Here is a 23,262-nt window from a genome sequence, read left to right on the forward strand (position 1 = left end):
GCGCCCGAGCCGGTTACCCCCGCCCCGGCGGCCCCGGTCCCGTCGCACGCCGACGCCCGCTCGCACGCCCCGGCACAGCTCACGGCCCCGGCCTACGCCACTCCGTCGCCGGCCGACGCCCGGTCGCACACTCCGGCCTACGCCGCTCCGTCGCACGCCGACGTGCGTGTGCCCGCGCCCGCGTTCGCGTACGCGCCGTCCACCCCGTGGCCCTCGCACGCGGACCTCCGTACGCAGCCTGCCGCGCCGTCGTACGGATATGCGCCGGGCGCGGTTCGGGTGCCCGGAGGGTTCGGGCCGGTTGCGGGCGACCTGCCGACCACCGCGGCGCGCTCGCAGGCGTCGGCGGGCGGGTTCGGCGAGTCGGCTCCGGCGCTGGGCCGGGCCTGAGCAGGACGGCCGGATCGTGGACCTGCCGCAGCAGCGCACCGAGCACTACGGTCCGGCGGCCGCCCCGTGCGCCTTCGAGCGCGGCACCGACGGCCCACGCGTGATCATGGTGGGCGTGGACGGCAGCCCGCCGTCCGAGCGGGCCGCCGCGTACGCCGCGGGCCTGGCCCGCCGCCAGCGCAGCCGCCTGGTCGTGGTGTTCGTGGGGGAGTCGGCCGGACTCGTCGCCTCGATCTACGGCCAGGCCGCCGCGGCGGCGGTGCAGACCGCCGAGGAACTGGCCGACGAGCTGCGCGCCCAGGTGCGCCTGGCGGCCGAGGAGATGGGTCTGCCCGTCACGTTCACGGTGCGCCGCGGTGATCCGTACGCGGAGCTGCGCGCCGCGGCCGACGAGCTGAAGGCGGACATGCTGGTCGTCGGGGCGTCCGCGCAGGCGGGGCACCGGTTCGTCGGCTCGGTCGCGACCCGGCTGGTCAAGCAGGGCCGCTGGCCGGTGGTGGTCGTGCCCTGACCAGCCGGCCGGTCGGCCAGAACTCCGCCAAAACGGGCAAATGCTAGTAACTTGGAGGGGTCCTGGGGGTTCGACGGGGGAGTCTCACATGTCCGACACGCTGGCCACGAACGTCCTGACGTACCCGTTCGGCAACTCCGGGCTCGACCCGCTGCTGCCCGACCTCGGCCCGGACGGCGTGGGCCGGGTGCGGCTGCCCACCGGCCAGCAGGCCTGGCTGTTCACCCGGCACGAGCACCTGCGCGAGCTGCTGCGCAGCCCGGACTTCTCCAGCGACTTCACCCGGCCGGGGTTCCCGCTGATCCGGCCGATCCCCGAGGACATGCCGCGCCGCCCCGACGGCTCGCTGATCCGCATGGACCCGCCGGAGCACACGAAGTTCCGCCGGATGCTCACCCCCGAGTTCATGATCAAGCACATCCGGACGCTGGAGCCGCTGATCCGGCAGACCGTCGTCGACGCGCTGGAGCAGATGCGCGCCGCCGGGCAGCCCGCCGACCTGGTCGAGCACTTCGCGCTGCCGGTCCCGTCGATGGTGATCTGCCACCTGCTCGGCGTCCCGTACACCGACCACGACTATTTCCAGGAGCGCAGCCGCATCCTGCTGGCCTGGTCCAGCACTCCGGAGCAGGCCCGCGACGCCATCGAGGAACTGCGCGACTACCTGACCCGGCTGATCGCGGCCCGCCGCGGCGAACCGGGCGAGGACCTGATCAGCCGGCTGGCCGCCGAACGCGTCGCCACCGGCGAGATGACCGAGGAGGAGCTGGTCGGGCTGTCCGTGCTGCTGCTCATCGCCGGGCACGAGACCACCTCGAACATGATCGGCCTGAGCACGCTGGTGCTGCTGGAGCACCCCGCGCAGCTGCGCCGGCTGCGCGAGCGCCCCGAACTGATCGACGACACCGTCGAGGAGCTGCTGCGCTACCTGACCATCGTGCGCACCGGGCTGACCCGGGTCGCGGTCACCGACACCGAGGTCGGCGGGCACCGCATCGCCGCCGGGGAGGGCGTGATCGCGCTGCTGTCGGCTGCCAACCGCGACGCCGACGTGTTCCCCGACGGCGCGGAGTTCGACCTGGAGCGCGGCTCGCACCAGCACATGGCGTTCGGATTCGGCATCCACCAGTGCATCGGCCAGCCGCTGGCCCGCGCCGAGCTTCGCATCGCCCTGTCCGAGCTGATCACCCGCCTGCCCGGCCTGGCCCTGGCCGTGGACGCCGACGACGTGCGCTACCGCGACGCGGTCGTGTTCGGCGTGCAGCGGTTGCCGGTGACGTGGTGAGCGTACGGCTGCACGTCGCCGTCGACCGGGACGCGTGCTGCGGCTCGGGCAACTGCGTACGCACCGCGCCCGAGGTCTTCGACCAGGACGACACCGACGGCCTGGTCGTCCTGCGCCAGGCCGAACCGCCCGAGTCCGAGCACGACGCGGTTCGCGAGGCCGCCTACAACTGCCCCGCCGCCGCGATCGACGTGACCGAGGTGGCCGCCGCCCGCCCATGATCGTTCGACTTGCCGGGCACCTGTGCGAAACCGGGCTCAAGATACGCGCAGGTGCCAGGCAAATCGGATGATCAAGGCGGGGCGCGGGGTCAGCACCAGGGCAGGCGGAGGGCCTCCAGGTCGGGTTCGGTGAGGATCGTCTCGATCAGGTCCGGTGGGCCGGCGACCTTGGTGCCCCACAGGTCCCAGTCCGACCAGGTCACCCAGGAGCGGTCGGCGGGCCACAGGTTCGCCGGGGAGCCGCTGCCGCGCTCGTCGTCGTAGAGCGCCTTGGCCTCGCCGAGCGGCCCGGCCAGCACGTGCGCCTGCTCGTCGGGCGCCGCGCCGCGGGCGATGTACGCGAAACACGGGGTGTCCGGACCGGACCAGGCCGTCAGCAGGTCGACCAGGCGAGACCAGCCCTCGCGGTCCAGCGAGCCCTCGCCGGGCGGTTCGATGCTGGCGGGCCAGCTGCCGTCCGGATGGGATCCGGGCAGGCTGCGGAAGTCCGGCGGGCTGCCGGGCGGGACCACCGGCTCGTCGGTGCGCCCGGCCAGCTCCGCCCAGCGCAGCCGCCGCCAGCCCGGCCCAGGGTGCTGCGAGCGCCCGATCGCCCCGCCGGTGTCGACGACACCCCACTCGTCGAGGTTGATCCCGCCGATCAGCTCCGGCTCGACCAGGTGCGCGTCCAGCAGGCTGCGGCGCAGGTCCTGGTGGGTGGTGCGGGTCGCGCCGGACTCCCACTCGTACATCGCGTGCAGGATCCAGGCCGCGTCGGGCCGCCCGCCGGGGTCGTAGCCGGTCAGCTCACCGTCTGGCCGCAGCTGCGCCAGCCAGTCCGCCTCGTCGCCCGCCACCTCGTGCCAGCCGTCTCCCATGGCTCATCTGACCACATGATCCACCCGTACGCGGGGCGGCCCGCTGGGGATGTCGCGGCGACCGGCCATCGTGGACGCCACGTTCGGCCGGTGGACTCCCTCGCCGTGATCGCGATACTGGACCGATGCCAGCAATTCTCGCCGACGTCGCCCCCCAGCCCGATTACGCGGGCCTCGGCCTGGCCGCGGTCTGCGTCTGCCTGCTGTTCGCCGCGGCCGCGGTCGTCCTCGTCGTCGTGCTGGTCAAGCGCTCGCGTAAATGAGCCCGGCGAGCACCGACGCGGCGTTCGCGGCGACCGCGAGCACCGCCAGCAGCAGGTCACGCCGCCGCAGCCACCAGGCCAGCAGCATCGCCTCCGCGCCGCACACCACGACCTCCGCGAAGACCACGACCAGGGGGTACGCGGAAAGCCCGGTCCACGGCGCGAGCAGCCACCACAGCAGCGGATGCGTCGCCAGGTTCACGCCCAGCGCGCACAGCGCCGCCCGCCGCCAGGACACCGCCCAGCCCCAGCGCAGCGCGGCCGCGTACACGGGGATCTCGACGGCCAGCGTCAGCGCGAGCGCGGCCGGGTATCGGAGCATCGCATGACGGTAGCCACCCTGCCCGCCCCGCGCACCCCCGCGCCGCCGCGCGCGGCCGGCCTCGCGCTCGGGTTCGCCGCCTGCGCGGCGGTGGCGCTGGCCGCCGCGCTGCGCGCCCCGCTGGCGACCACGGTCCTCGGGCTGATCGCGTTCGGGGTGCTGCACAACGTGCTGGAGCTGCGCTACGTCGCGGGCCGGTTCGCGCACATCCTCACCGGACGGCTGCTGTGGACGGCGCTGGCGCTGGTCACCGCGATCGTGTTCTGCCGCGTGCTGGGACTGCGCATCCCCGAGATCGTGCTCTGCTACGGCGTGCTGGCCGCCGGGGTGTGGCACGCGGTGCCGCGCCGGTGGCTCGTCCCGGCGGGACTCGGCCTGGCCGGGGCGGCGGCGGTGTCGCTGACCTGGCCCGCGTACCACTTCGTGGTGCTGGCCCACCTGCACAACGTGGTGCCGCTGTTCTTCCTGTGGGAGTGGTCGCGGCGGCTGGCCGGGCGCGAGCGCACGCTGTTCCGCGCCGCCCAGCTCGGCTGGGTGCTGCTGGTGCCCGCGCTGCTGCTGGCCGGGGTGTTCGACCCGCTGCTGGCCGACGGCTCGGCCGCCGTCGTGGCGTTCGCGGGCACCCCGGAGTCGATCGCCGCCCCGGTCAGCCCGCCCGGCCTCACCGCCGGGCTACGTTTCCTCGCCGTGTTCGCGTTCCTGCAGGCCATGCACTACGTGGTGTGGCTGGGCTTCCTGCCCCGGTTCGCCCCCGACGCCGCGGCGGAGTTCGAGCAGCGCGTGCCGTGGCTGGCCGGGTGGCGGCCGTGGGCGCTGGGCGCGGCCGCGGCGCTCGTGCTCGGCGCGCTGTTCCTGGTCGACTACGGCCAGGGCCGCACCCTCTACCAGGCCCTGGCCAGCTACCACGCGTACCTGGAGTTCCCGGTGCTGCTGGCGCTCCTGTTCGCCCGGCCACGCCCGGCCTAGGCTCCCGTCACTGGTCGGGACTGCTGGGCTGGCCCTCCAGCAGCGCCATGCCGAGCGGCGCGAGCCGGTGCTCGACGCTGCTGCGTCGCCGCTCGCTGTATACCAGCCCGGCCTGGCGCAGCACGGCCAGGTGCTCGCTGGCGGTGCTCGGCGACTGCTTCAGCCGCGCGGCGATGGAGCTGGTCGAGCCGCCCTCCGCGCACAGTTCGAGGATCGCCGCCCGGGTGCGGCCGACCAGCGCCGACAGCGCCGCGTGCTGCCGGGCCGCGACCAGGCCGGTGCCGCGGTCCACCTGGTACACCAGCACCGGCGGCAGGTCGTCGTCGATCAGCGTGATCGGCCGGGTGGCCCGCTTGAAGAAGGACGGCACCAGCACCAGCCCGCGGCCGCCCAGGTGCAGGTGCCGGTCCCGCGGGTAGTCCGCGATCCGCAGCACGCCGTCCTCGAAACTCACCGACGGGTGCAGCGAGTTGAGCAGCGCGCCCAGACCCCCGGCGGCGACGGCACGGCTGCGCGCGGCGTGGTCGGCGGCGAAGGAGGCGGTCACCCAGCTCCACTGCGGCTGGACCACGGCCTCGAAGTACTCCCGCATGCCGGCGGTCAGCTCGCGCAGCGCCGCCGCGCGACCCGCGCCGAGGTCCTTGGCGGCGGCGGGCAGCGTTCCGCGGCCGGCGGCGACGACCGCCACGTCGCGGCGCAGCTGGCGCCGGCAGGTGCTGCCGACGGCCTCCAGCCCGTCGTCGACACCGCCGTCGCGCGTGCGTGGGGTGAGGAAGTCCGGGAAGTCGCCGTGCGACAGGTTGACGCCGAGGAACAGGCCGGCGCGCTCGCGCAGGCCGGAGCCGGCCCGCAGCGACTGCTGCGCGGCCCGGTGCCAACCCAGCAGCAGCGGATCCTCGTTGCGCCGACCCAGCAGGTGGGAGCTGAGCGTGATCTCCCACAGCGGGTCCGGGGCCGTGACGATCCGCGTCTGCATGAGGTCGCGCGCGGTGAAATGGATGCGGTACACGACGATCCGCCAGACCCGTCAGATCCGGCCGGGTCCGCGCAGAGTCCGGTCCATGCCGCCGCCCCTCTCCTACTGCAGCTTGTCCGCTCCGGAGGGTAATGGCTGCCCTGGATCGAGCACCAGCCCCACGTCCGTGATCAGACGTGCAGCGCCGGCGGGAATCCGTTCCAGCGCAGGCGTTCGGGCAGGTGCGCGAGGTCGTTGAACGACACCAGCGACGGCGGCCGCCCGGCCCGGTAGAGCAGCACCGTGATCCCGCAGTTGGCCTGGTTGATGCCGATCCAGCGGGCGGGCGGGGCGTCCAGGGCATGCCGCACCAGCCAGCCGATCAGGAAGTTGTGCGTCACCACCAGCTCGTGCGTGTCGGTCTCGGCGATCGCGGTGTAGCGCGCCTGCGCGGCCTCGATCAGCGCCGCGCCTTCGGCGATCTCGGCGGGGGAGTAGCCGTCCAGGAAACCCTTGGCGAAGGCGGGCAGCTCGTCGTCGGGCGGCAGGTACGGCACGTAGTCGCCGGCCAGCGGGGACTGCTCGACCGGCACCCCGGCAGGTGCGCGGTGATCAGCGCGGCCGTGTGCGCGGCCCGCCGCACCGGGCTGTGCTGCACCGACGCGAACGGCACCGACGCCAGCCGCTCGCCGGTCAGCCGGGCCTGCTCCAGCCCGGCCTCGGTCAGCTCGCCGAGCGCGTCCGCCTCGCCGTGGCGGACCAGGTACAGCAGCCGGTTACCCGTCATGCTCGCTCCCGCAGCGCGGCGTACTCGGCGGAGGCCAGGAACTCGGTGATCGCCAGGGCCGTGCCCGGGGTGAACTCGCGCCCCTCGAACACCTGCTCGGCCGGGGTGAACACCATAGCCGCACCCTCGCCGAGCACCACGTCGTCCTGCACCGCCGAGGTCATCCCGTAGAAGTAGTGCTTCACCCGGCGGTGCTCGGGCACCGGCTGCACCAGGAACAGCCGCAGCGGGGCGTCGGGGCGCAGCGACGCCTCCTCCATCAGCTCGCGCGGCGCGGCCTGCTCCGGCGTCTCGCCCGGCTCGATGTGCCCGCCCGGCAGCGCCCACATGTTCGGGAAGTTCGGGGCGTGCTCGTCGCGCAACTGCAGCAGCAGCTCGCCCGCCCGGTTCACGAGCATCACCACGGCCAGCTGTACAGGGTTGTCGTCCATTCGGCCCACCCTAGATCACCCTTGATCGGCTTGCGGGCCCCTGTCACAGTGATGGCCCACATCCGGCACACGGGGAGAGCAGACATGGCGGACGGCGTACGGCTGAGATCGCGCAGCGTGGCACTGGGCGCGGCGTTCCTGGGACTGGCGGGCGGCTCGGTCGCCTGCGGGTTCGGGTCGAGCGCCCCGGACGACCCGGTGTACCAGCCGAGCGCGATCGACTACCAGCAGCCGTCGTACGTGCCCCAGCCGGTGGTCGTGCCGTCGCCGACGCCGGTGACCACGCTGAGCCCGGCCGCCAAGCCGTCGCCGGCCCGCACCACCGCCGCGCCGGTCGTCGTGCAGCCCGTCTACGACGACGTCTACGTCTTCTACTGCGTCGACGAGTACGAGGTCGTCGTCGACCCGATCCAGTGCGACGGCGACCAGGCGTACGGCACCGACTGGCCCTACTACCTCGCCTACTCCACCGCGTACCCGCGCACCCTGCGCATCGGCGACCGGGTGCCCACCGGCGGCGACATGTTCAGCGCCGGCGACACCGCGACCCGCGGCCAGTGGGGCCTGCCGTCGCGGGTCACCAACGGCAGCACCGTGCGCTCCGGCATCGTCGGCGGCACCGGCTCCGGCACCACCGTGGGCAGCTGAGCGGTGCGCCGCGTCGACCACGCCACCCCCAGGCCCGGCTGGGCGGAGACCAACCGCTCGCTGGGCCTGGTGTTCAACGACACCGTGTCCGAGGACGGCTCCGCCATGTCGTACTGGCGCGAGGGCCCGTTCTACGACTTCGACCTCGACGAGATCCTGCTGCTGGAGCAGTCCGCCGCGACCCTGCACCGCATGTGCGTGGCCGCCGGGGACCACATCGTCGAGCGCTGCCCGCGCGCCGACCCGCAGGTGCGCCGCGAGGCCTACCTGACCTCGGTGTGCACCCCGGCCACCTGCCTGCTCAGCCGCGCCGGGGTGCCCGAGTACGTGCACGAGCAGGTCATCCGCACCTGGTACGACAACAGCCCGCAGACCTGGGCGCACGGCGACAAGGACCTGTTCGGCACGCACGCGCACACCCGGCAGAGCCCCGACTTCTCACCGAGCGTCTACGGCCGCTTCGACATCTGGTACGGCGGCCGCGGCACCACCCCGAAGCTGCTGGAGTACAACGCGCAGACGCCGACGTCGCTGCTGGAGGCGGCGGTGGTGCAGTGGCGGTGGCTGGAGGACACCGGCCACACCCACCACTTCGACCGGCAGTGGACCAGCATGCACGAACGCCTCATCGAGGCCTGGCGGCGCAACCTCGGCGAACTCGTCGCCGCCCGCCCCTGGCTGCCGCAGCGCCCGACGGTGTACTTCGCCTACGACGGCACCGAGGCCTCCGGTGAGGACGCCATGAACGCCGGCTACCTCGCCGAGACGGCCCGGCAGGCCGGCTACCCGGTCGAGCTGATCGAGGTGGCGCAGATCGGCGTCGACATGGCCGACGGCCGCATCGTGTACGAGCCCAGCAAGGGCGCGCCCGCGACGCCGATCGACATCATCTTCCTGCTGTACCCGTGGGAGTGGCTGTGGCACGAGGAGGGCGGCCGCCCCATCTTCGCCAACATGGCCGACCCCACCAAACGCGGCACCGTCTGGATCGAACCCCCGTGGACCGCAGCCCTCTGGTCCAACAAGGCCCTGCTCCCGGTCCTGTGGGAGCTGTACGGCGACGACCCGGTGCACCGCGACCTGCTGCTCCCGGCCTACTTCGCCGACCAGCGCCCCGCCGACCTGACCAGCTACGCCCGCAAGCCGATCTGGTCCCGCGAGGGCGCGAACGTCGAACTCGTCCGCGACGGCACCGTCCTGGCGGCCACCGGCGGCGACTACGGCGACACCGGCATGATCGTCCAGGGCCTCGCCGAGCTGCCCACCTTCGACGGCCCCGGCGGCCCGTACCACCCGGTCCTCGGCGTCTGGATGATCGACGGCGAACCGGCCGGCATGGGCATCCGCGAAGGCACCGGCACCGCGGGCCTCATCACCCGCAACACCGCCTCCTTCGTCCCCCACACCATCGCCTCCCACCGCTGAAAGGAAGGGCACCTTCACAACGCTCCGCGTTGTAGAAGGTGCCCTTCCAAACTCTCAAGCGGCTTTGTGCTGCCGTCGGTGCAGCTCGCGGACCGTGTCGGCGAGTTCGGGGGCCGGGCCGTCGACCGGTACGCCCGGCGCGACCTGCTGAATCGGCAGCGGCAGCACCGGTCCCTGGGCCAGGCCCATCTCCTGCCGCCACGCGGTCAGCTGCGCGGATGAGGCGGCGTACACGATGCGCCCCAGCCCGACCCAGGCGTGCGCCGCCGCGCACATCGGGCAGTGCTCCCCGGAGGTGTACACGGTCGCGGCGGCCCGCTGCGCCGGGGTCAGGTGCTCGGCGGCCCACCGGGCGATCTCGAACTCCGGGTGCCGGGTCTCGTCGCCCGAGGCGACGTGGTTGTGGTCCTCGAACAGCACCTCGCCGTCTTCGTCGACCAGCACCGACCCGAACGGCTCGTCGCCGACCGTCAGCGCCAGCTCCGCCAGCTCGACGCAGCGCCGCAGGAACATCAGATCCGTCTCGTCAACCACGACCACTCCCGACTGCTCGACGTCATCGCGCAGCAGCCTACCGACGCGCCGGCCCCGCAACCTTCCCGGTGATCATGGTACGGACGACGCCGCAGGTCGCGTGGCACAATCCGGCCCATGGAATTCAAAGACGTGATCCGTCGCCGGCGGATGGTCCGCCACTACACGGACCGGCCCATCGCCCCCGAGACCGTCGAGCGCATCCTCGCCAGCGCGCTGCGCGCGCCGTCGGCCGGGTTCTCGCAGGGCTGGGCGTTCCTGGCGCTGACCGAAGCGGCCGACCGGGCCCGTTTCTGGCCCTTCGTGCCGACCAGGATGGCGCAGACCCCGACCATGCGGCTCGCCCCGCTCGTGGTGATCCCGTTGGCCCACAAGGCCGCCTACCTCGCCCGCTACGCCCAGCCCGACAAGGGCTGGGAGGACCAGGCCGAAGCCCGCTGGCCGGTGCCCTACTGGCACATCGACACCGGGATGGCCTCGCTGATGATGCTGCTGTCCGCCGTGGACGAAGGGCTCAGCGCCTGCTTCTTCGGCATCATGCCGCAGCAGGGCCCCGACTTCGACGCGGTCACCGAGGTCCCGAAGCACACCGACGCGCTGCGCGCCGAGTTCGGCATCCCCGCCGAGTACGTGCCGATCGGCGGCATCTGCATCGGCTACCGCGCCCCGGACACCCCGGCCCAGGGCGCGAACGTCGCCGACCGCCGCCGCGGCACCGCCGACGTCATCCACCGCGGACAGTGGGGCGTGCACGCCGCGTAGCGGCGGTCACCCGCCGGTGCGGGCCGCGGTGTACACGACCGTCAGGCGCGGGTCGTCGACCTGCCCGCCCAGGTCGTCGATGATCGCGGCGAGCCGGGACAGGAAGCTCTCGCGGTCGTCCGGGGCGAGTTCGGCGATGTTCGGGAACGTCGACCACAGGTCGCGTGCCGTGGCCGGGGTCAGCGTCTGCTGCCACGAGACGACCTCGACCTCGACGTCGCCGAACCAGCCTCCGGCGCTCAGCTGCCGCCGCCAGCGGTCGGTGTCGAGCACGTGCGACCGGCCCTGCAGGTAGCCCGGCTCGGCGGGCAGCAGGTCGCGGTACACCTCGTCGAGCCGGTCGCGGAACTCGGTCGGCCGGTCGCGGTCGCCGAACTCGGTCCACCAGGCGGCCAGCCACCCGCCCGGCCGGACCAGCCCGCCGATCTTCTCGGTCGAGGTGGCCGGGTCCAGCCAGTGCAGTGCCATGGCCGCCACCGCCAGGTCGTACCCGCCGGGCAGTTCGGCGGTCTCGAAGTCGGCGACGGCGACCTCCAGCCGGTCGCCGCCGTGGACGGCGGTCAGGACCCGGGCGAGGTTCCCGCCCGGCTCGACCGCCGTGACGTGCGCCCCGGCTGCCAGCAGCGGCCCGGTGGCCAGCCCGGTGCCCGCGCCGATCTCCAGGACCCGCGCACCCGGCCGCAGCCCGCAGCGTCCGGTCAGCAGCTCGAACACCGCATCCGGGTACGGCGGCCGGCCCCGCTGATAGCCGCTCGCGTCCCCGTCGAACGACATCCTGCGCTTCGGCCGCACCACCTCCCGGTCGAGGCCGTCGCCGCTGCTCAGAGCCGACCAGCCGGTCGCGGCGACCACGTCGGCGGCGATGTCGACCACCGACCGGCCGTCGGTGCCGATCCGCACCACGTCGGCCGGGGCGTCCCGGTCCAGCCGCGCGGCGGCGCGGGCGCTGCGGGCGACGTGCACGTCCAGCCCGCTGCCCAGCTCACGTGTGGCCAGCCGTTCGTTGGCGACGGCGTCCGAGGCGGTGAGCAGCACCCGGGCGATCTTCACCGGCGCGTCCAGCGCCTCGGCCAGGCCGTCGGCGTACAGCACGCTCACGGTGTTGGTGTAGACCAGCCGCCGGTAGCCGAGCGCCGCGAAGTTGCGCCACAGCGCGGCCAGGTTGTCCAGCACTATCCGGGACCGGTCGGGGTCGCCGGGCGGCGGCGGGAAGACCTGCCCAAGGAAGTCGCCCTCCAGCTGCACGTGGGCGATCCCGGCCGCCTCCAGCTGTGCGCACACCTCCGCGGCGACGGTCGACTTGCCCACGCCCGAGCGACCACCGATGAACAGCACCTCGACCTGATCCACACCCATCGCCCCATGATGTCCGCAACGCGGTCCGATGTCGTGCGGGTTTCGGCCGGGTGCGGACGGTGGGGTTGTCCCTACCGCCACCTCGGCGGGCAGCGGGATGGGAACGGGCCGGCCGGGCGCATAACGTCATGCGGCATGACGATCCTTCGCCGCCTCGGGCACGACGCCGCGTACAACCTGCTCGGCCTGCCGCTCGCGGTCGCCTCGTTCGCGCTGTGCATCAGCCTGTTCGCCGCGGGTGTCGGCACGCTGGTGACCTTCTTCATCGGGGTCGCCGTGCTCGGCGCCGCGCTGGTGGTCGCGCGCGGGTTCGCCGACATCGAGCGGCTGCGCCTGCAGAAGCTGTACGGCCGCCCGGTGCCCCGCCCCCGCTACCAGCCCGCACCCGAGGGCGCCGGCTGGATCCGCCGCCTGACCAACCCGCTGCGCCAGGGCCAGAGTTGGCTCGACCTGCTCCACGGCATCCTCAACCTCCCCGTGGCGATCATCGCGTTCGTGTTCACGGTGACCTGGTGGGCGATGGCGCTCGGCGGCCTGACGTACTGGATCTGGGGCCGCTTCGTGCCGGAGGAGGACGGCCAGAACATCGTCATCGAGAAGCTGCTCGGCTCGGACACCGAAGCCACCCGCACCCTGTTCAACACCTTCGTCGGCGTGTTCGCCCTGCTCACCGTGTACGCGGTGCAGCGCGGCGTGGCGGCGCTGCACGCCGGGTTCGCCTCGATGCTGCTGACCCGGCTCGCCCAGTTGCAGGGCCGCATCGACGACCTGGCCGAGGGCCGCGCGGCGGCGGTGTCGGCGGAGGCGGTGGCGCTGCGCAAGCTGGAGCGCGACATCCACGACGGCCCGCAGCAGCGGCTGATCCGGCTGGCCATGGAGCTGTCCCGGGCCCGCCGCCAGCTCGCCGACGACCCGGACGCCGCCGGCCACACCATCGAGGACGCGCTCGGGCAGGCCAAGGAGACCCTCGACGAGCTGCGGGCGCTGTCGCGGGGCATCGCGCCGCCGATCCTGGCCGACCGTGGCCTGGCCGCCGCGCTGACCTCGCTCGCCGAGCGCTCGACGGTGCCGGTGACGCTGGACCTGGCCGTCGCGGACCGGCTGCCCGCGGCGACGGAGAACGCCCTGTACTTCGCCGCCGCCGAGGCGCTGTCCAACATCGCCAAGCACAGCGGGGCCGCCGCCGCCCGCATCGAGGTCACCGAGCAGGATGGTCGCGTGTACCTGATGGTGACCGACGACGGCGTGGGCGGCGCGCACCTGGCCAAGGGCCACGGCCTGGCCGGGCTGGCCGACCGGCTGCGCGCGGTGGACGGCGAGTTCGCCGTGGACTCCCCGGCGGGCGGCCCGACGATCCTGGTCGCGCAGGCCCCGTCGACCGTCCCGGTGGCGTGAGACGGATGCGCGTCGTCGTCGCCGAGGACAGCGTGCTGCTGCGCGAGGGCATCGTCCGGCTGCTGATCGAGGCAGGTCACGAGGTCGCCGCCGCGGTGGGGGACGGGCCGGCCCTGGTCGAGGCCGTCGCCGCGCACGCGCCCGATGTCGCGGTGGTCGACGTGCGCATGCCGCCCAGCCACACCGACGAGGGCCTGCGCGCCGCGGTGCAGGCCCGGCGGTCCGCGCCGGGCACCCGGGTGCTGGTGCTGTCGCAGTACGTCGAGCTGGCGTACGCCGACGAGCTGCTCGCCGACGGCCGGGGCGGCGTCGGCTACCTGCTCAAGGATGCCGTCGTCGACGTCGACGGCTTCCTGGACGCGCTGGACCGGGTCGGCTCCGGCGCGACCGTGCTCGACCCGCAGGTCATCGCCCAGTTGATGCTGCGCGGCAGGAGGGACCCGGTGCAGACCCTGACTCCCCGCGAGCGCGAGGTCCTCGAACTGATGGCGCAGGGCTACTCCAACACCGCCATCGGCCGGGCCCTGGTCATCGGCGACGGCGCGGTCGAGAAGCACATCGGCAACATCTTCGCCAAACTCGACCTGGCCCCCGACGCCGACCAGCACCGCCGCGTCCTTGCCGTCCTGGCCTACCTGCGCTCCTGATCCCGACCCCACCCGCCGCATCATCGGGCGGCGGCCTGCAAGTTCGGGGAAGCTGCACGAAAGCCTGCCCGGATTCGCACAGTTTCCTGGCAACTGCAGCGAGCCATACGGCGTGCGGGCCTCAGGCGGGGAGTTTCGCGGCGAGGAGTTGGACCTTGCGGATCTCCGGTGGCTTGCTGAGCAGTTCACCGGCGCGGCCCATCAGGGCGCCGGCGAGGTCGCCGTCGAGGTGGGCCTGCAGCGCGGTCTCGTCGGTGAACGCGTCGAGCAGGCCGAACGTCGAGGCGTCGATCCGGTAGGCGAACCACGCCACGGTGCCCTTCTCGGCCTGGACCAGGGGCAGTCCGTCGGTGAGGAACGAGGCGACCTCGTCCTCCATGCCGGGGGCGGCGTGCAGTGTCGCGATGAGGCCGATCGTGGCCATGTGGGCTCCTGTCGCGGGGGAGTGGTCAGTTGCCGGGCCGCCAGTAGCCGTTGGCCGCGGCGATCGTCGCGAACTCGATCGCGACGACGTGCGCGGCGGCGATGATGCTCTCCGGCGTCGTGGCGTAGTTGGGCCGGCCGCCCTTGAGGACGTCCAGGTCGGGCTGGATGTTGTGGACGGTGTGCCGGGCGATCATGAGGGCGAGGGCGCGGCCCTCCTCGGGCGTCGCCGTGATCAGGCTGCCGCCCGGCACGAGCACGAGACCTTCGTCCGGCACACGGTTCATCCGCCCCACACCTCTCTCGGCCACGTCGTCCACGCGAGAGTATCGAGATCGGCGGTCCGATATAGCCGATTACTCCGTATCGCGCACGATCGTGCCCGGCCGAGCCGAACCGCCCTGCGCACCGCCGTGATCGCCCTACGCTGGGCGTATGGTCGGGCGGGCCGGGAGCGGCCGGCGGGTGCTGGTCACCGGGGCGACCGGGTACATCGGCGGACGGCTCGCCCCGCGGCTCATCGAGGCGGGGCACCGGGTGCGCTGCCTGACCCGGTCGGCGGTGCGGCTGCGTGACGTGCCGTGGGCCGCGCAGGCCGAGATCGTCGAGGCGGACGTCCTGGACCACGCCTCGACCCGGCGGGCGCTGCGCGGCGTCGAGGTGGCGTACTACCTGGTCCACTCGCTCGGCTCGCCCGGGTTCGAGGACATCGACCGGCGGGCCGCGCAGACCTTCGCCGACGCGGCCCGGCAGGAGGGCGTACGCCGCATCGTCTACCTCGGCGGTCCCGCCCCGGACCGGGCCGACGGGGCGTCGGCGCACCTGCGCTCACGGGACGAGGTCGCCCGGATCCTCACCACCTCGGGCGTGCCCACCGTGACGCTGCGGGCCGCCGTGATCATCGGCTCCGGCTCGGCGTCGTTCGAGATGCTGCGGCACCTGACCGAGCGGCTGCCGGTGATGGTGACGCCGCGCTGGGTCGGCAACCGCATCCAGCCCATCGCGGTCCGCGACGTGCTGCACTACCTGGTCGGCTGGGCGAGCGTGCCCGGCGACGTGAACCGCTCCTTCGACATCGGCGGCCCGGACGTGCTCACGTACCGGGAGATGATGAGCCGCTACGCCCGGGTGGCCGGGCTCAACCGCCGGGTCGTCGTGCCGGTGCGCACCCTGTCGCCGTGGCTGTCGTCGCTGTGGGTGGGCCTGGTGACGCCGGTGCCCGGCGCGATCGCGACCCCGCTGGTGGAGAGCCTGGTCCACGAGGCGGTCTGCCACGAGCACGACATCGTCAAGTACGTCACCGACCCGACGGGCGGGTTGAAGCCTTTCGACGAGGCGGTCCGGCTGGCGCTGCTGCGCATCCGCGACGCCGAGGTGGAGACCCACTGGTCGACGGCGTCGTGGACGCGGGCCCCGGCCGAGCCGCTGCCCACCGACCCGGACTGGTCCGGCGGCGACCTCTACGTCGACGAGCACACCGAGCGGGTGAAAGCCCCGCCTTCGGCGCTGTGGGAGGTCGTCTCCGGAGTCGGCGGCGACAACGGCTGGTACTCCTCCGACCTGGCCTGGACCGCCCGCGGGCTGCTCGACCAGGCGTTCGGCGGGATCGGCCTGCGCCGCGGCCGCCGCGACCCCGCCGCGCTGCGGGCCGGCGAGACGGTGGACTTCTGGCGGGTCGAAGAGGTCGAGCCGGGACGGCTGTTGCGACTGCGGGCCGAGATGCGGCTGCCGGGCCGCGCCTGGCTGGAGATGCGGGTCTGCGACGACCCCCGGGGCAGCCGGTACGAGCAGCGCAGCGTGTTCGCGCCCCGCGGCCTGGCCGGGCACCTCTACTGGCGGACCACCGCGCCGCTGCACTCGCTGGTCTTCGCCGACATGGCCCGCAACATCGCCCGCGCCGCCGAACGCGTCTGATTCACCTGCCCGCCAGCAGGTCGGCGAACAGGTCGACCAGCGCGGTCGCGCACGATCCGTCGGGGTCCTTCGCGGCGTTGTAGCAGCCGACCGAGATCCCGGCCAGGGCGTCGGACGCGGTCAGCGGCCGCATCAACTCCCGCAGCTCGGCCAGCCGCAGCCCGCCCGTCATCAGGTAGTCCGTGGCGGGAAAGGCGTCCTGATCGAGCACGTCGACGTCCAGGTGAAGCCAGTACGGCCCGCCCCTGGCCAGCGCGTCGCGAGCCGCCGCACCGGCCGCGGCCATGCCGACGCTCTGCAGGTCGGCGGGCGTGGACTCGGACAGGTAGCCGAGCTGCTCAGGCAGCACCGAGCCGTACTCGACCGCCTCGGCGCGGTCGCGCGGCCCGAGCAGCCGCAGCCGGTCCGGCGCGACCAGCGGGCCGCCGACCAGGTCCACCCAGTCCACCGGGCCGTGCCCGGTGACCACGGAGATCGGCATGTCGGCCGGCTCGCCGGTGGGGGAGGTGCGCCCGTCGTAGAGGTCCAGGTGCCCGTCGAGGTAGGCCAGGCCGGTGCCGCCCAGCGCGTCGCGCGCCCCGGCCAGCGCGGCGGGCAGCAGCGTGCAGCAGCCGCCGACCACCAGCGGCAGGTGGCCGGCCGTGACCAGTTGGTGCACGTGGCGGCGTACCACGTCGGTCATGGCGCGCACCGAGGGCCAGGCGAGCACGCCGGTGCGGTCGTCGCGGACCCGGCCGACCAGGCGCACCGGCAGGTCCCCGCCGTCGCGGCCGCCCACCGCCGCGACGAGGCCCGCCTCGCGCAGCACGCCCGGCGCGAGCTCGGTCCCGAACGGCGGGTCGCCCGCCTCGGGCACGCCGACACAGTCGATCGGCACACCCACCACCGTGATCACGGGTCGAGTCTCACCGCCGCCGGCGGCACCGGCAAGCAGGCACGCCGCCGGTGGGGGCCGGGCAGCCGCCGAACGGCGGTCGTCCTCACGACCGGCCGCGGCGGCGGTCGTCGGCCAGGAACAGGGCCAGGCCGGCGAGCAGCAGCACGACCGCCACCCATACCGCGCGATCTCCGACCCTCGCGGTGACCAGGCCGCCGAGCAGCGCGCCCGCCGCGAACGAGCCGATGGCGGGCCACAGGCTGCGGGCCTGCGCGGCCGCGTCGCGGTCGTGGCGCGCCACCGCGCCGTACACGGCCTGGGCGGCGTTGCGCAGATTGGTGGTGGTGACCGTGGTGTTGAACGTCCACCGGCCGATCAGCCCGAACGACGTGATCTGCACGGACGCCACAAAGGCGATCATGACGGCCACCAGTTCGTCGGAGCCGCCCGACGGCATCAGTCCGACCAGGACCAGCACCAGGATCTCCAGCCCGAGTGCGGCGCGCACCGGCCAGCGCAGCACCGCCGCGACCCGGGGCAGCCGGATCGTCTCCGCCGTCCACACCCCGATCACGAACGCGACGATCGGCGGCAGGTGCCGCAGCGCGTCGCCCCACTGCGCCTGCGCCGCCTGCACCCCGAGCAGCACGACGTTGCCGGTCTGCGCGGTGGCGAACACCCCGCCGCGGCCGAGGAAGGTGTACGCGTCGAGGAACCCGGCGGCCATCGTGAGCAGCACGATCAGGCGCAGCGACCGCGACGTCCGGTACGGGACGCCGCCTGGTTCCGTCATCGCCGCCCCCTTCCGCCGCACCCTGCCCACGATGTTTCCGGGTCACCGCCCCGCACGTGTCGGGAATGGGCAGCCCCGTCGCCGGTGCGCCGTGGATGTCGGCGCGAGCCCCTAGACTGCGCGGCCATGGCGATGGTGACCTTTGTCGACGAGACGACCGCGGGCGACCGCGGCACGGCGTGGCAGCTGGAGATGTCCGAGGAGCTGCTGACGCTCCGCGAGATCATCCGGCGGCGGGTGTTCCAGGAGGTCGCGGAGCACAACGCGGCCGGCGGCGACCACTTCCGCGGCCTGGTGCAGCCCGGCGGCACCGAGCCCACGCGTGACGGGTTCCGGATGGGCAAGCACCGGCAGGTCGACGCCGAGGAGCAGTTCAGCCGGGCGGTGGAGGCGTTCTCCCGCAACGGGTTCGTGGTCCTCGTCGACGACCGGCAGGTCGAGGACATCGACGCGGCGGTGCCGGTGCACCGCGCGGTCGAGGTCACGTTCTTGAAGCTCGTGCCGCTGGTGGGTGGCTGATGACGAGCCTGGCTGAGTACCCGGCCCAGGTCGCCGCGCTGCAGGCGGCCGTCGACGGCGGCGGCCTGGACGAGATCGTGGCCCGGCTCGTCGAGCTGGCCGAGGTGAACAACGGGGCCTGGGGCTTCGCCAACCCTTCGGCGGAGGAGGTGCTGCAGCCGATGGGCGTGCAGGCCCACAAGGAACTGCTGCTCGCCCTGATCGAGCGCATGCGCGCCGAGCCCCGGCCGGCCGTGAACGAGCACCTGTACGAACTCGTCACCCGCCTGATGCGGCTGCTGTGGCGGCCCGAGCTGGACGACCGGATCGAACTGTCCCTGCACATCGCGGGCACCCGCTGGACCACCCACGATGCGGGCCACCTGACCTGGGCCCGCCGCCTGGTGCAGCTGGGCCGGCCGGTGCCGGTCCCGTACGTGGCGACCCTGCGCCGCACCGGCCAGATGAGTTACCACAGCTTGCGGGAGCTCGCCGACGCGCTGGCCGAGATCGACGCGCCGCTGCTCAACCCGGGTGAGGCCTGGGCGGACCGGGTCCTGGCCGACCTGCCCGGCCTGGGCGCGCCCTGGCTCGCCCTGGTCACCCACGCGGGCACCGCCACCGGCTCGAAGCCGTCCGCGAAGTTCGAACGGGCCGGTCGGCAACTGCTGGCCGCGGTCGGCGACGAGGCCGCCCGTACCGTGCTGGCGGGGTGGTTGTCGCTGGTCGGACGGCCGCGCACGCAGCGGCTCATCCGCCGCGGGTATGAACCCGACGTCAACGAGGCCTTCGACTCCTACAACAGCACGACGCTGCGCGGCCTGATCTGGCTGGTCGGCCTGCTGCCCGCGCACGACGACACCGCGCGGCTGCTCGGCGCGCTGGTGGAGACCTCGCTGCGCAAGGCGGCCGGGCTCGGCCCGCGCAACCCGAAGACCGCCAACACGGCGGTGCAGATGCTCGCGCGAAACGCCTCCGAGGCCGCGCTGGCGCAGCTCGCGCGGCTGGCCACCCGGGTCACCTACAAGGGCACGCTCAAGGAGCTGACCGCCGCCCTCGACACGCGGGCGGCGGCGCTGGGCCTGACCCGCGACGAGGTGGAGGAGCTGGCCGTGCCCGCGTACGGGCTGACCGAGGTCGGCCGCCGCGTCGACGACTTCGGCGACGTGCGCGCCGAGACGACCGTCGGCGCCGACGGGGTGCGGACCGCATGGTTCAACGCCGCAGGGCGGCCCGTGAAGTCGCCGCCCGCCGCCGTGCGCCGCGATCACGCCGAGGCCTTCAACGAGCTGAAAGCGGCGGTCAAGGACCTGGAGAAGATGCTCTCCGCGCAGGCCGACCGCCTGGACCGGCAGTTCCTCACGCAGCGGGTCTGGAAGTTCGGCACGTGGCGGGAGCGCTACCTCGACCACCCGCTGCTGGGCACGATCGCGCGCCGCGTGATCTGGACCGTCGGCGAGCAGCCCTGCGCCTGGTCAGGTCAGGGACTGACGACCTTGCACGGCGCGCCGGTGGACGCGGCCCCGGACGCGCAGGTGCGGCTGTGGCATCCGATCGGCCGCCCGGTCGAGGAGGTGCCGGCCTGGCGCGAGCGCCTGGAACGCGACCTGGTGGTGCAGCCGTTCAAGCAGGCCCACCGGGAGGTGTACGTGCTCACCGCCGCGGAGGAGCGCACCGCCACCTACTCGAACCGGTACGCCGCGCACGTCCTGCGCCAGCACCAGTTCCACGCCCTCGCGGCGGCCCGGGGCTGGCGGGACAGGCTGCGGCTGATGGTCGACGACGACTACCCGCCGACGACCCGGGACCTGCCCGAGTGGGGCCTGCGTGCCGAGTACTGGGTGGAGGGCGTCGGTGACGGCGACAGCTATCTCGACGACGTCACCGACAGTGGGGCGTACCTGCGGCTGGCCACCGACCAGGTGCGCTTCTACGCCCTCGGCGCGCCCGAGCACACCGCACACGCCTCCGGCGGCGGCTACAGCTACGGCGTGGACCGGCCCGCCGAAGGGCTGCCGCTGAGCGGGATCCCGCCGCTGGTGTTCAGCGAGGTCATGCGCGACGTGGACCTGTTCGTCGGCGTCGCCAGCGTCGGCAACGACCCGACCTGGCAGGACGGCGGCCCGCAGGGGCGCTTCCAGGAGTACTGGAACTCCTACAGCTTCGGCGACCTGTCCGGCACCGCGCAGACCCGCCGCGACCTGCTGACCAGGATCGTGCCCCGGCTGGCCATCGCCGACCGGGCCACGGTCGAGGACCGCTTCCTGGTCGTCCGCGGCGACCTGCGTACGTACCGCATCCACCTGGGCTCGGGCAACATCCTGATGAGCCCGAACGACCAGTACCTGTGCATAGTGCCCGACCGGAGCACCGCGGTGGGTGCAGGCGGGGTGTTCCTGCCCTTCGACGGCGACCGGGTGCTCGCGGTCATCCTCAGCAAGGCGATGCTGCTCGCCCGCGACACCGCCATCACCGACCCGACGATCACCCGCCAGATCCGCACCTGAGCGCGAGCACGTGACGCCCGGCCGGGTCAGCTCCCCTGATCCGGCCGGGCGCCGAACACCTCGGCGAAGAACTCGTCCTCGGTCTGCCCGCTCTCGGCCAGTAGCTCCGCCATGGCCTGCCGGCTGCGTTCCTCCCGCACCGACCGCGCCGACAGCGGGAACATCGCGCTCACCCGGGGCAGCCGGCGGACGCACTCGGCGTGGTCCTCGTGGTCCCAGTCCACGTCGGCGGGGTCCGGCGACGACCCGCCGCCGTGCCCGCGATCCTCGGCCAGCTCGAAGAAACCCTCGTCGTCGTCGGCACACCCGGTGACCCGGCGGTAGGCCTGCGCAGCGACGTCGTCGAGGCCCTCCAGGCTGGGCCACGCGCCGTCGGCCCACCGCGCGGTCCGCTCGCCTATGTCGGCGGTGACCAGGGCCTGGACCGCGGGCACCGTCGCGAGCGCGTCCGGGTCGGCGGCGACGAGGTCGAACGCCTGCCGCCCGAGCCCGACCAGCCACAGCTGGAAGTACCAGAAGCCGTCGTCGGAGCACAGCCCGTCGCAGATCTGCAGCGCGGCCGCCCACATGAGCCAGGTGTCGGCCCGCTCGCGCTGCTCGTCGAGGCGTACGTCGAAGTCGATGATCTCGTCGACCGGCAGCCGGCTCAGTTCTTCGGTCAGCCAGTCCAGCCGATCAACGGGGTTGTCGGTCGCGGCAGCGGAGCGTTCGATCAGGGACCAGAAGTCTGCGGTGTCCATGACGCGGGACTATCGCACGGTGCTCCGACGGTCCGGCCAGCGCCTCGGCGCGCGGGTCAGCGTTCGGTGAGCGCGCGGAGGGTCTCTGGCGGCAGCAGCCGGTCGCTGTAGAGCAGCCGGATCGCGGCGGTGTCGGGATTGCCCGCGTCAGGGCCGCGCCAGATGTGGCGCAGGCCGGTCCGCTCGACGGCACGGGACGACCGGTCGTTGCCTTCGAGCAGGTACGCGGTGACGGCAAGCTCGGGGCGAAGCCCGCCGGCGGCATGGATCGCGGCCGCGCTGACCTCCTGGGCGTACCCGTGTCCCCAGTACAGCGGGCGCAGCCGGAAGCCGAGGTTCCAGGCGACGCCGTACCGGACGAAGCAGCCGCCGATCCCCACGAACTCGTCGCCGGCCCAGGCCGTCCACATGCTGAGGCCGTCGCGGTCCCAGGCCGCCCGCCAGTTCCCGATCATTCGCTCGGTCTGCGCCGGGTCGTCGTGCCGCGACAGCGGGTCCGGACCCCAGACCAGCGGGTCCGCGTAGAGGCTGAACACCCGCTCCAGGTCGGCCTGCTCCGGCACCCGCAGAGCCAGCCGCGCGGTCGACCTCACCCGAAGTTCGTCTGGATCACTCACGAGGACGATGATGAGCGACCGCCCGCCGCACGGCACGCGGTATTCCACGGCGGCTGCACCAGCCATGCCGAAGCCGATCCGCCTGAGGCGAAGGAAGGGCACCTTCACATCGCCATGCGTTGTAGAAGGTGCCCTTCCCAACCTGGTGGCCGAGCGGTGCGGCACTGGTTGGATGAAGATCGCCGTTTCCGGTCACGATGCGGGGTCTGACCGCGGAGTGTGACCGACAACAGCGATCTCCACCCAACGCGCCCGGCCCTCCCTCGGAACGCCCACCGAGTGACCAAGATCGCCCGACTTGCCGGGCACGTGGGCGAAAGCGGGCTCAAGATATGCACAGGTGCCGGGCAAGTCCGATGATCTTGGTGTGCCCCGCGCCCCGTCTGAGACGTCCGCGACGGCGTCCGCGCCGAATCGGTCAGGAATCGAGAAGCGTCGGCGGGGTGGCCGCGAATAGCGTGCCCCTACCGCACGTCGCGAGGGTCCCCGGGTCCCCGTCCTGCTCAGGAGGTCGCCATGAACTGGAACAAAGGGATCCGCCAGGTTCACCGCTGGCTGTCCATCATCTTCACCGTGAGCGTCATCGCCACGTTCGTCGCCCTGGCCCAGCAGGAGCCGATCGTCTGGGTCTCCTACGTGCCGCTGCTCCCGCTCGCCTTGCTCCTGCTCAGCGGCCTCTACCTGTTCGCGCTGCCGTACCTGGCCAAGTGGCGCGGTGGACGGCGGCCCGCCCCGGAGGCGTGAGCGGCTACGGCCTGTTTCATAACTCGGTGGAGTTGTGAGACAGCGCCCTTCTCGGGCGTCCGCTCCTCACCCGCGATGGGGTGGGTGCGGTTCCCGCGTCATCGGGGCTGGTTTCGCCTGCGCGTGTGCGCGGGCCAGGGCCTTCCCCTCGGCGGGCTTTGGTGACCGGGCCCCCTGCGTGGAGGTCCCGGATCTGGGCGTGGTGCTGCTCGGCCCATATGGCGAGGTTGACCGCGGCATTGAGGTCCCGGTCGGCCTGATACCCGCACGCGGCGCAGACGAACGTGCGCTGGTCCAGGGGCATCGCGGGGGCGACGGTCCGGCATGGGGCGCAGGTCTTGGTCGACGGGTACCAGCGGTCGACCGGGGTCAGCTGGCCGCCGCGCCACTGCTG

28 protein-coding genes and 1 pseudogene are annotated in these 23,262 nt (G+C 73.3%); 14 read left to right on the forward strand and 15 right to left on the reverse strand.

What is annotated here, in order from left to right; translation table 11 throughout:
• The first annotated feature begins 406 nt into the window (after window positions 1–406).
• The 3 genes from AB0B66_RS27730 to AB0B66_RS27740 all read left to right on the forward strand — a co-directional run bounded on the left by AB0B66_RS27730 (window position 407) and on the right by AB0B66_RS27740 (window position 2,407).
• Complete coding sequence (locus AB0B66_RS27730; protein WP_360535414.1) at window positions 407–901, forward strand: universal stress protein; 495 nt, start codon at window positions 407–409, stop codon at window positions 899–901.
• A gap of 88 nt (window positions 902–989) precedes the next feature.
• A complete protein-coding gene (locus AB0B66_RS27735; protein WP_360535416.1) occupies window positions 990–2,186 on the forward strand; it encodes a cytochrome P450 in 1,197 nt (398 codons plus the stop codon).
• Window positions 2,183–2,407, forward strand: coding sequence for a ferredoxin (locus AB0B66_RS27740; RefSeq protein WP_360535418.1), 225 nt, complete (start codon window positions 2,183–2,185; stop codon window positions 2,405–2,407). The genes AB0B66_RS27735 and AB0B66_RS27740 overlap by 4 nt, the downstream gene beginning before the upstream one ends.
• 89 nt (window positions 2,408–2,496) lie before the next feature.
• Here AB0B66_RS27740 and AB0B66_RS27745 read toward each other — a convergent pair whose 3' ends face one another.
• Complete coding sequence (locus AB0B66_RS27745) at window positions 2,497–3,264, reverse strand: hypothetical protein (RefSeq protein WP_360535420.1); 768 nt, start codon at window positions 3,262–3,264, stop codon at window positions 2,497–2,499.
• A 125-nt stretch (window positions 3,265–3,389) separates the two neighbouring features.
• On the opposite strand from AB0B66_RS27745, the gene AB0B66_RS27750 reads away from it, so the two are divergent.
• The gene (locus tag AB0B66_RS27750) at window positions 3,390–3,527 is read left to right on the forward strand and encodes a hypothetical protein (protein WP_360535422.1); all 138 of its coding nucleotides are present in this window, start codon (window positions 3,390–3,392) and stop codon (window positions 3,525–3,527) included.
• Here AB0B66_RS27750 and AB0B66_RS27755 read toward each other — a convergent pair.
• Window positions 3,508–3,849 (reverse strand): hypothetical protein, encoded by a 342-nt coding sequence (locus AB0B66_RS27755; protein ID WP_360535424.1) that lies wholly within the window; start codon window positions 3,847–3,849, stop codon window positions 3,508–3,510. The two genes, AB0B66_RS27750 and AB0B66_RS27755, sit on opposite strands and share 20 nt — an antisense overlap.
• Before the next feature lie 3 nt (window positions 3,850–3,852).
• Here AB0B66_RS27755 and AB0B66_RS27760 point away from each other — a divergent pair, with 3 nt between their 5' ends.
• A complete protein-coding gene (locus tag AB0B66_RS27760; protein WP_360535426.1) occupies window positions 3,853–4,815 on the forward strand; it encodes a hypothetical protein in 963 nt (320 codons plus the stop codon).
• A 7-nt stretch (window positions 4,816–4,822) separates the two neighbouring features.
• Here the strand turns inward: AB0B66_RS27760 and AB0B66_RS27765 are convergent, their stop codons facing one another.
• The 4 genes and pseudogenes from AB0B66_RS27765 to AB0B66_RS27780 all read right to left on the reverse strand — a co-directional run bounded on the left by AB0B66_RS27765 (window position 4,823) and on the right by AB0B66_RS27780 (window position 6,988).
• A complete protein-coding gene (locus AB0B66_RS27765; RefSeq protein WP_360535428.1) occupies window positions 4,823–5,824 on the reverse strand; it encodes a helix-turn-helix domain-containing protein in 1,002 nt (333 codons plus the stop codon).
• Window positions 5,825–5,961: 137 nt separating this feature from the next.
• On the reverse strand, window positions 5,962–6,363 hold the full coding sequence (locus AB0B66_RS27770) for a histidine phosphatase family protein (protein ID WP_360535430.1): 402 nt from the start codon (window positions 6,361–6,363) through the stop codon (window positions 5,962–5,964).
• 65 nt (window positions 6,364–6,428) lie between these two features.
• Window positions 6,429–6,557, reverse strand: a pseudogene (locus AB0B66_RS27775) (histidine phosphatase family protein); the annotation flags it as partial.
• On the reverse strand, window positions 6,554–6,988 hold the full coding sequence (locus AB0B66_RS27780) for an NUDIX domain-containing protein (RefSeq protein ID WP_360535432.1): 435 nt from the start codon (window positions 6,986–6,988) through the stop codon (window positions 6,554–6,556). The pseudogene AB0B66_RS27775 and the gene AB0B66_RS27780, both read right to left, overlap by 4 nt.
• 84 nt (window positions 6,989–7,072) lie before the next feature.
• Between AB0B66_RS27780 and AB0B66_RS27785 the strand changes: the two genes are divergently transcribed.
• Entirely contained in the window at window positions 7,073–7,636 is a 564-nt protein-coding gene (locus AB0B66_RS27785) for a hypothetical protein (RefSeq protein WP_360535434.1), read from the forward strand.
• A 3-nt stretch (window positions 7,637–7,639) separates the two neighbouring features.
• Window positions 7,640–9,061 (forward strand): glutathionylspermidine synthase family protein, encoded by a 1,422-nt coding sequence (locus tag AB0B66_RS27790; RefSeq protein ID WP_360535436.1) that lies wholly within the window; start codon window positions 7,640–7,642, stop codon window positions 9,059–9,061.
• 54 nt (window positions 9,062–9,115) lie between these two features.
• Here AB0B66_RS27790 and AB0B66_RS27795 read toward each other — a convergent pair whose 3' ends face one another.
• The gene (locus tag AB0B66_RS27795) at window positions 9,116–9,595 is read right to left on the reverse strand and encodes a nucleoside deaminase (RefSeq protein ID WP_360535437.1); all 480 of its coding nucleotides are present in this window, start codon (window positions 9,593–9,595) and stop codon (window positions 9,116–9,118) included.
• A 117-nt stretch (window positions 9,596–9,712) separates the two neighbouring features.
• Between AB0B66_RS27795 and AB0B66_RS27800 the strand changes: the two genes are divergently transcribed.
• Complete coding sequence (locus AB0B66_RS27800) at window positions 9,713–10,357, forward strand: nitroreductase family protein (RefSeq protein WP_360535439.1); 645 nt, start codon at window positions 9,713–9,715, stop codon at window positions 10,355–10,357.
• A gap of 6 nt (window positions 10,358–10,363) precedes the next feature.
• Here AB0B66_RS27800 and AB0B66_RS27805 read toward each other — a convergent pair whose 3' ends face one another.
• Complete coding sequence (locus tag AB0B66_RS27805; protein WP_360535441.1) at window positions 10,364–11,713, reverse strand: methyltransferase; 1,350 nt, start codon at window positions 11,711–11,713, stop codon at window positions 10,364–10,366.
• A gap of 135 nt (window positions 11,714–11,848) precedes the next feature.
• On the opposite strand from AB0B66_RS27805, the gene AB0B66_RS27810 reads away from it, so the two are divergent.
• Entirely contained in the window at window positions 11,849–13,108 is a 1,260-nt protein-coding gene (locus tag AB0B66_RS27810) for a sensor domain-containing protein (RefSeq protein WP_360535443.1), read from the forward strand.
• Between the two features lie 5 nt (window positions 13,109–13,113).
• Window positions 13,114–13,755 (forward strand): response regulator transcription factor, encoded by a 642-nt coding sequence (locus AB0B66_RS27815; RefSeq protein WP_360535445.1) that lies wholly within the window; start codon window positions 13,114–13,116, stop codon window positions 13,753–13,755.
• A gap of 121 nt (window positions 13,756–13,876) precedes the next feature.
• On the opposite strand, the gene AB0B66_RS27820 is transcribed toward AB0B66_RS27815, so the two are convergent.
• Together AB0B66_RS27820 and AB0B66_RS27825 are read right to left on the reverse strand one after the other, a co-directional pair.
• The gene (locus AB0B66_RS27820) at window positions 13,877–14,179 is read right to left on the reverse strand and encodes an antibiotic biosynthesis monooxygenase (protein ID WP_360535447.1); all 303 of its coding nucleotides are present in this window, start codon (window positions 14,177–14,179) and stop codon (window positions 13,877–13,879) included.
• Between the two features lie 25 nt (window positions 14,180–14,204).
• The gene (locus AB0B66_RS27825) at window positions 14,205–14,465 is read right to left on the reverse strand and encodes a hexameric tyrosine-coordinated heme protein (RefSeq protein ID WP_360535449.1); all 261 of its coding nucleotides are present in this window, start codon (window positions 14,463–14,465) and stop codon (window positions 14,205–14,207) included.
• Window positions 14,466–14,613: 148 nt separating this feature from the next.
• Here AB0B66_RS27825 and AB0B66_RS27830 point away from each other — a divergent pair, with 148 nt between their 5' ends.
• Window positions 14,614–16,092 carry an SDR family oxidoreductase gene (locus tag AB0B66_RS27830; protein ID WP_360535451.1) on the forward strand — a complete coding sequence of 493 codons (1,479 nt, stop codon included), beginning with the start codon at window positions 14,614–14,616 and terminating at the stop codon, window positions 16,090–16,092.
• 1 nt (window position 16,093) lies between these two features.
• Here AB0B66_RS27830 and AB0B66_RS27835 read toward each other — a convergent pair whose 3' ends face one another.
• Window positions 16,094–16,987 carry an arginase family protein gene (locus tag AB0B66_RS27835; RefSeq protein WP_360535453.1) on the reverse strand — a complete coding sequence of 298 codons (894 nt, stop codon included), beginning with the start codon at window positions 16,985–16,987 and terminating at the stop codon, window positions 16,094–16,096.
• 85 nt (window positions 16,988–17,072) lie between these two features.
• The gene (locus AB0B66_RS27840; RefSeq protein ID WP_360535455.1) at window positions 17,073–17,762 is read right to left on the reverse strand and encodes a YoaK family protein; all 690 of its coding nucleotides are present in this window, start codon (window positions 17,760–17,762) and stop codon (window positions 17,073–17,075) included.
• 126 nt (window positions 17,763–17,888) lie between these two features.
• On the opposite strand from AB0B66_RS27840, the gene AB0B66_RS27845 reads away from it, so the two are divergent.
• A complete protein-coding gene (locus tag AB0B66_RS27845; protein WP_360535457.1) occupies window positions 17,889–18,281 on the forward strand; it encodes a hypothetical protein in 393 nt (130 codons plus the stop codon).
• Window positions 18,281–20,767 (forward strand): DUF4132 domain-containing protein, encoded by a 2,487-nt coding sequence (locus AB0B66_RS27850; RefSeq protein ID WP_360535459.1) that lies wholly within the window; start codon window positions 18,281–18,283, stop codon window positions 20,765–20,767. The genes AB0B66_RS27845 and AB0B66_RS27850 overlap by 1 nt, the downstream gene beginning before the upstream one ends.
• A gap of 26 nt (window positions 20,768–20,793) precedes the next feature.
• Here the strand turns inward: AB0B66_RS27850 and AB0B66_RS27855 are convergent, their stop codons facing one another.
• Both AB0B66_RS27855 and AB0B66_RS27860 read right to left on the reverse strand, forming a co-directional pair.
• Entirely contained in the window at window positions 20,794–21,507 is a 714-nt protein-coding gene (locus tag AB0B66_RS27855) for a DUF4240 domain-containing protein (protein ID WP_360535460.1), read from the reverse strand.
• 56 nt (window positions 21,508–21,563) lie between these two features.
• Entirely contained in the window at window positions 21,564–22,124 is a 561-nt protein-coding gene (locus AB0B66_RS27860; protein WP_360535461.1) for a GNAT family N-acetyltransferase, read from the reverse strand.
• Between the two features lie 516 nt (window positions 22,125–22,640).
• Between AB0B66_RS27860 and AB0B66_RS27865 the strand changes: the two genes are divergently transcribed.
• Complete coding sequence (locus tag AB0B66_RS27865) at window positions 22,641–22,868, forward strand: hypothetical protein (protein ID WP_360535462.1); 228 nt, start codon at window positions 22,641–22,643, stop codon at window positions 22,866–22,868.
• Window positions 22,869–22,884: 16 nt separating this feature from the next.
• On the opposite strand, the gene AB0B66_RS27870 is transcribed toward AB0B66_RS27865, so the two are convergent.
• Window positions 22,885–23,262 (reverse strand): transposase (locus tag AB0B66_RS27870; RefSeq protein ID WP_360535464.1); only part of this gene is annotated, 378 nt, incomplete at its 5' end.

The sequence above is a fragment of the Catellatospora sp. NPDC049111 genome (assembly GCF_040648615.1).
GTDB classification, from domain to species: Bacteria; Actinomycetota; Actinomycetes; order Mycobacteriales; family Micromonosporaceae; genus Catellatospora; species Catellatospora aurea.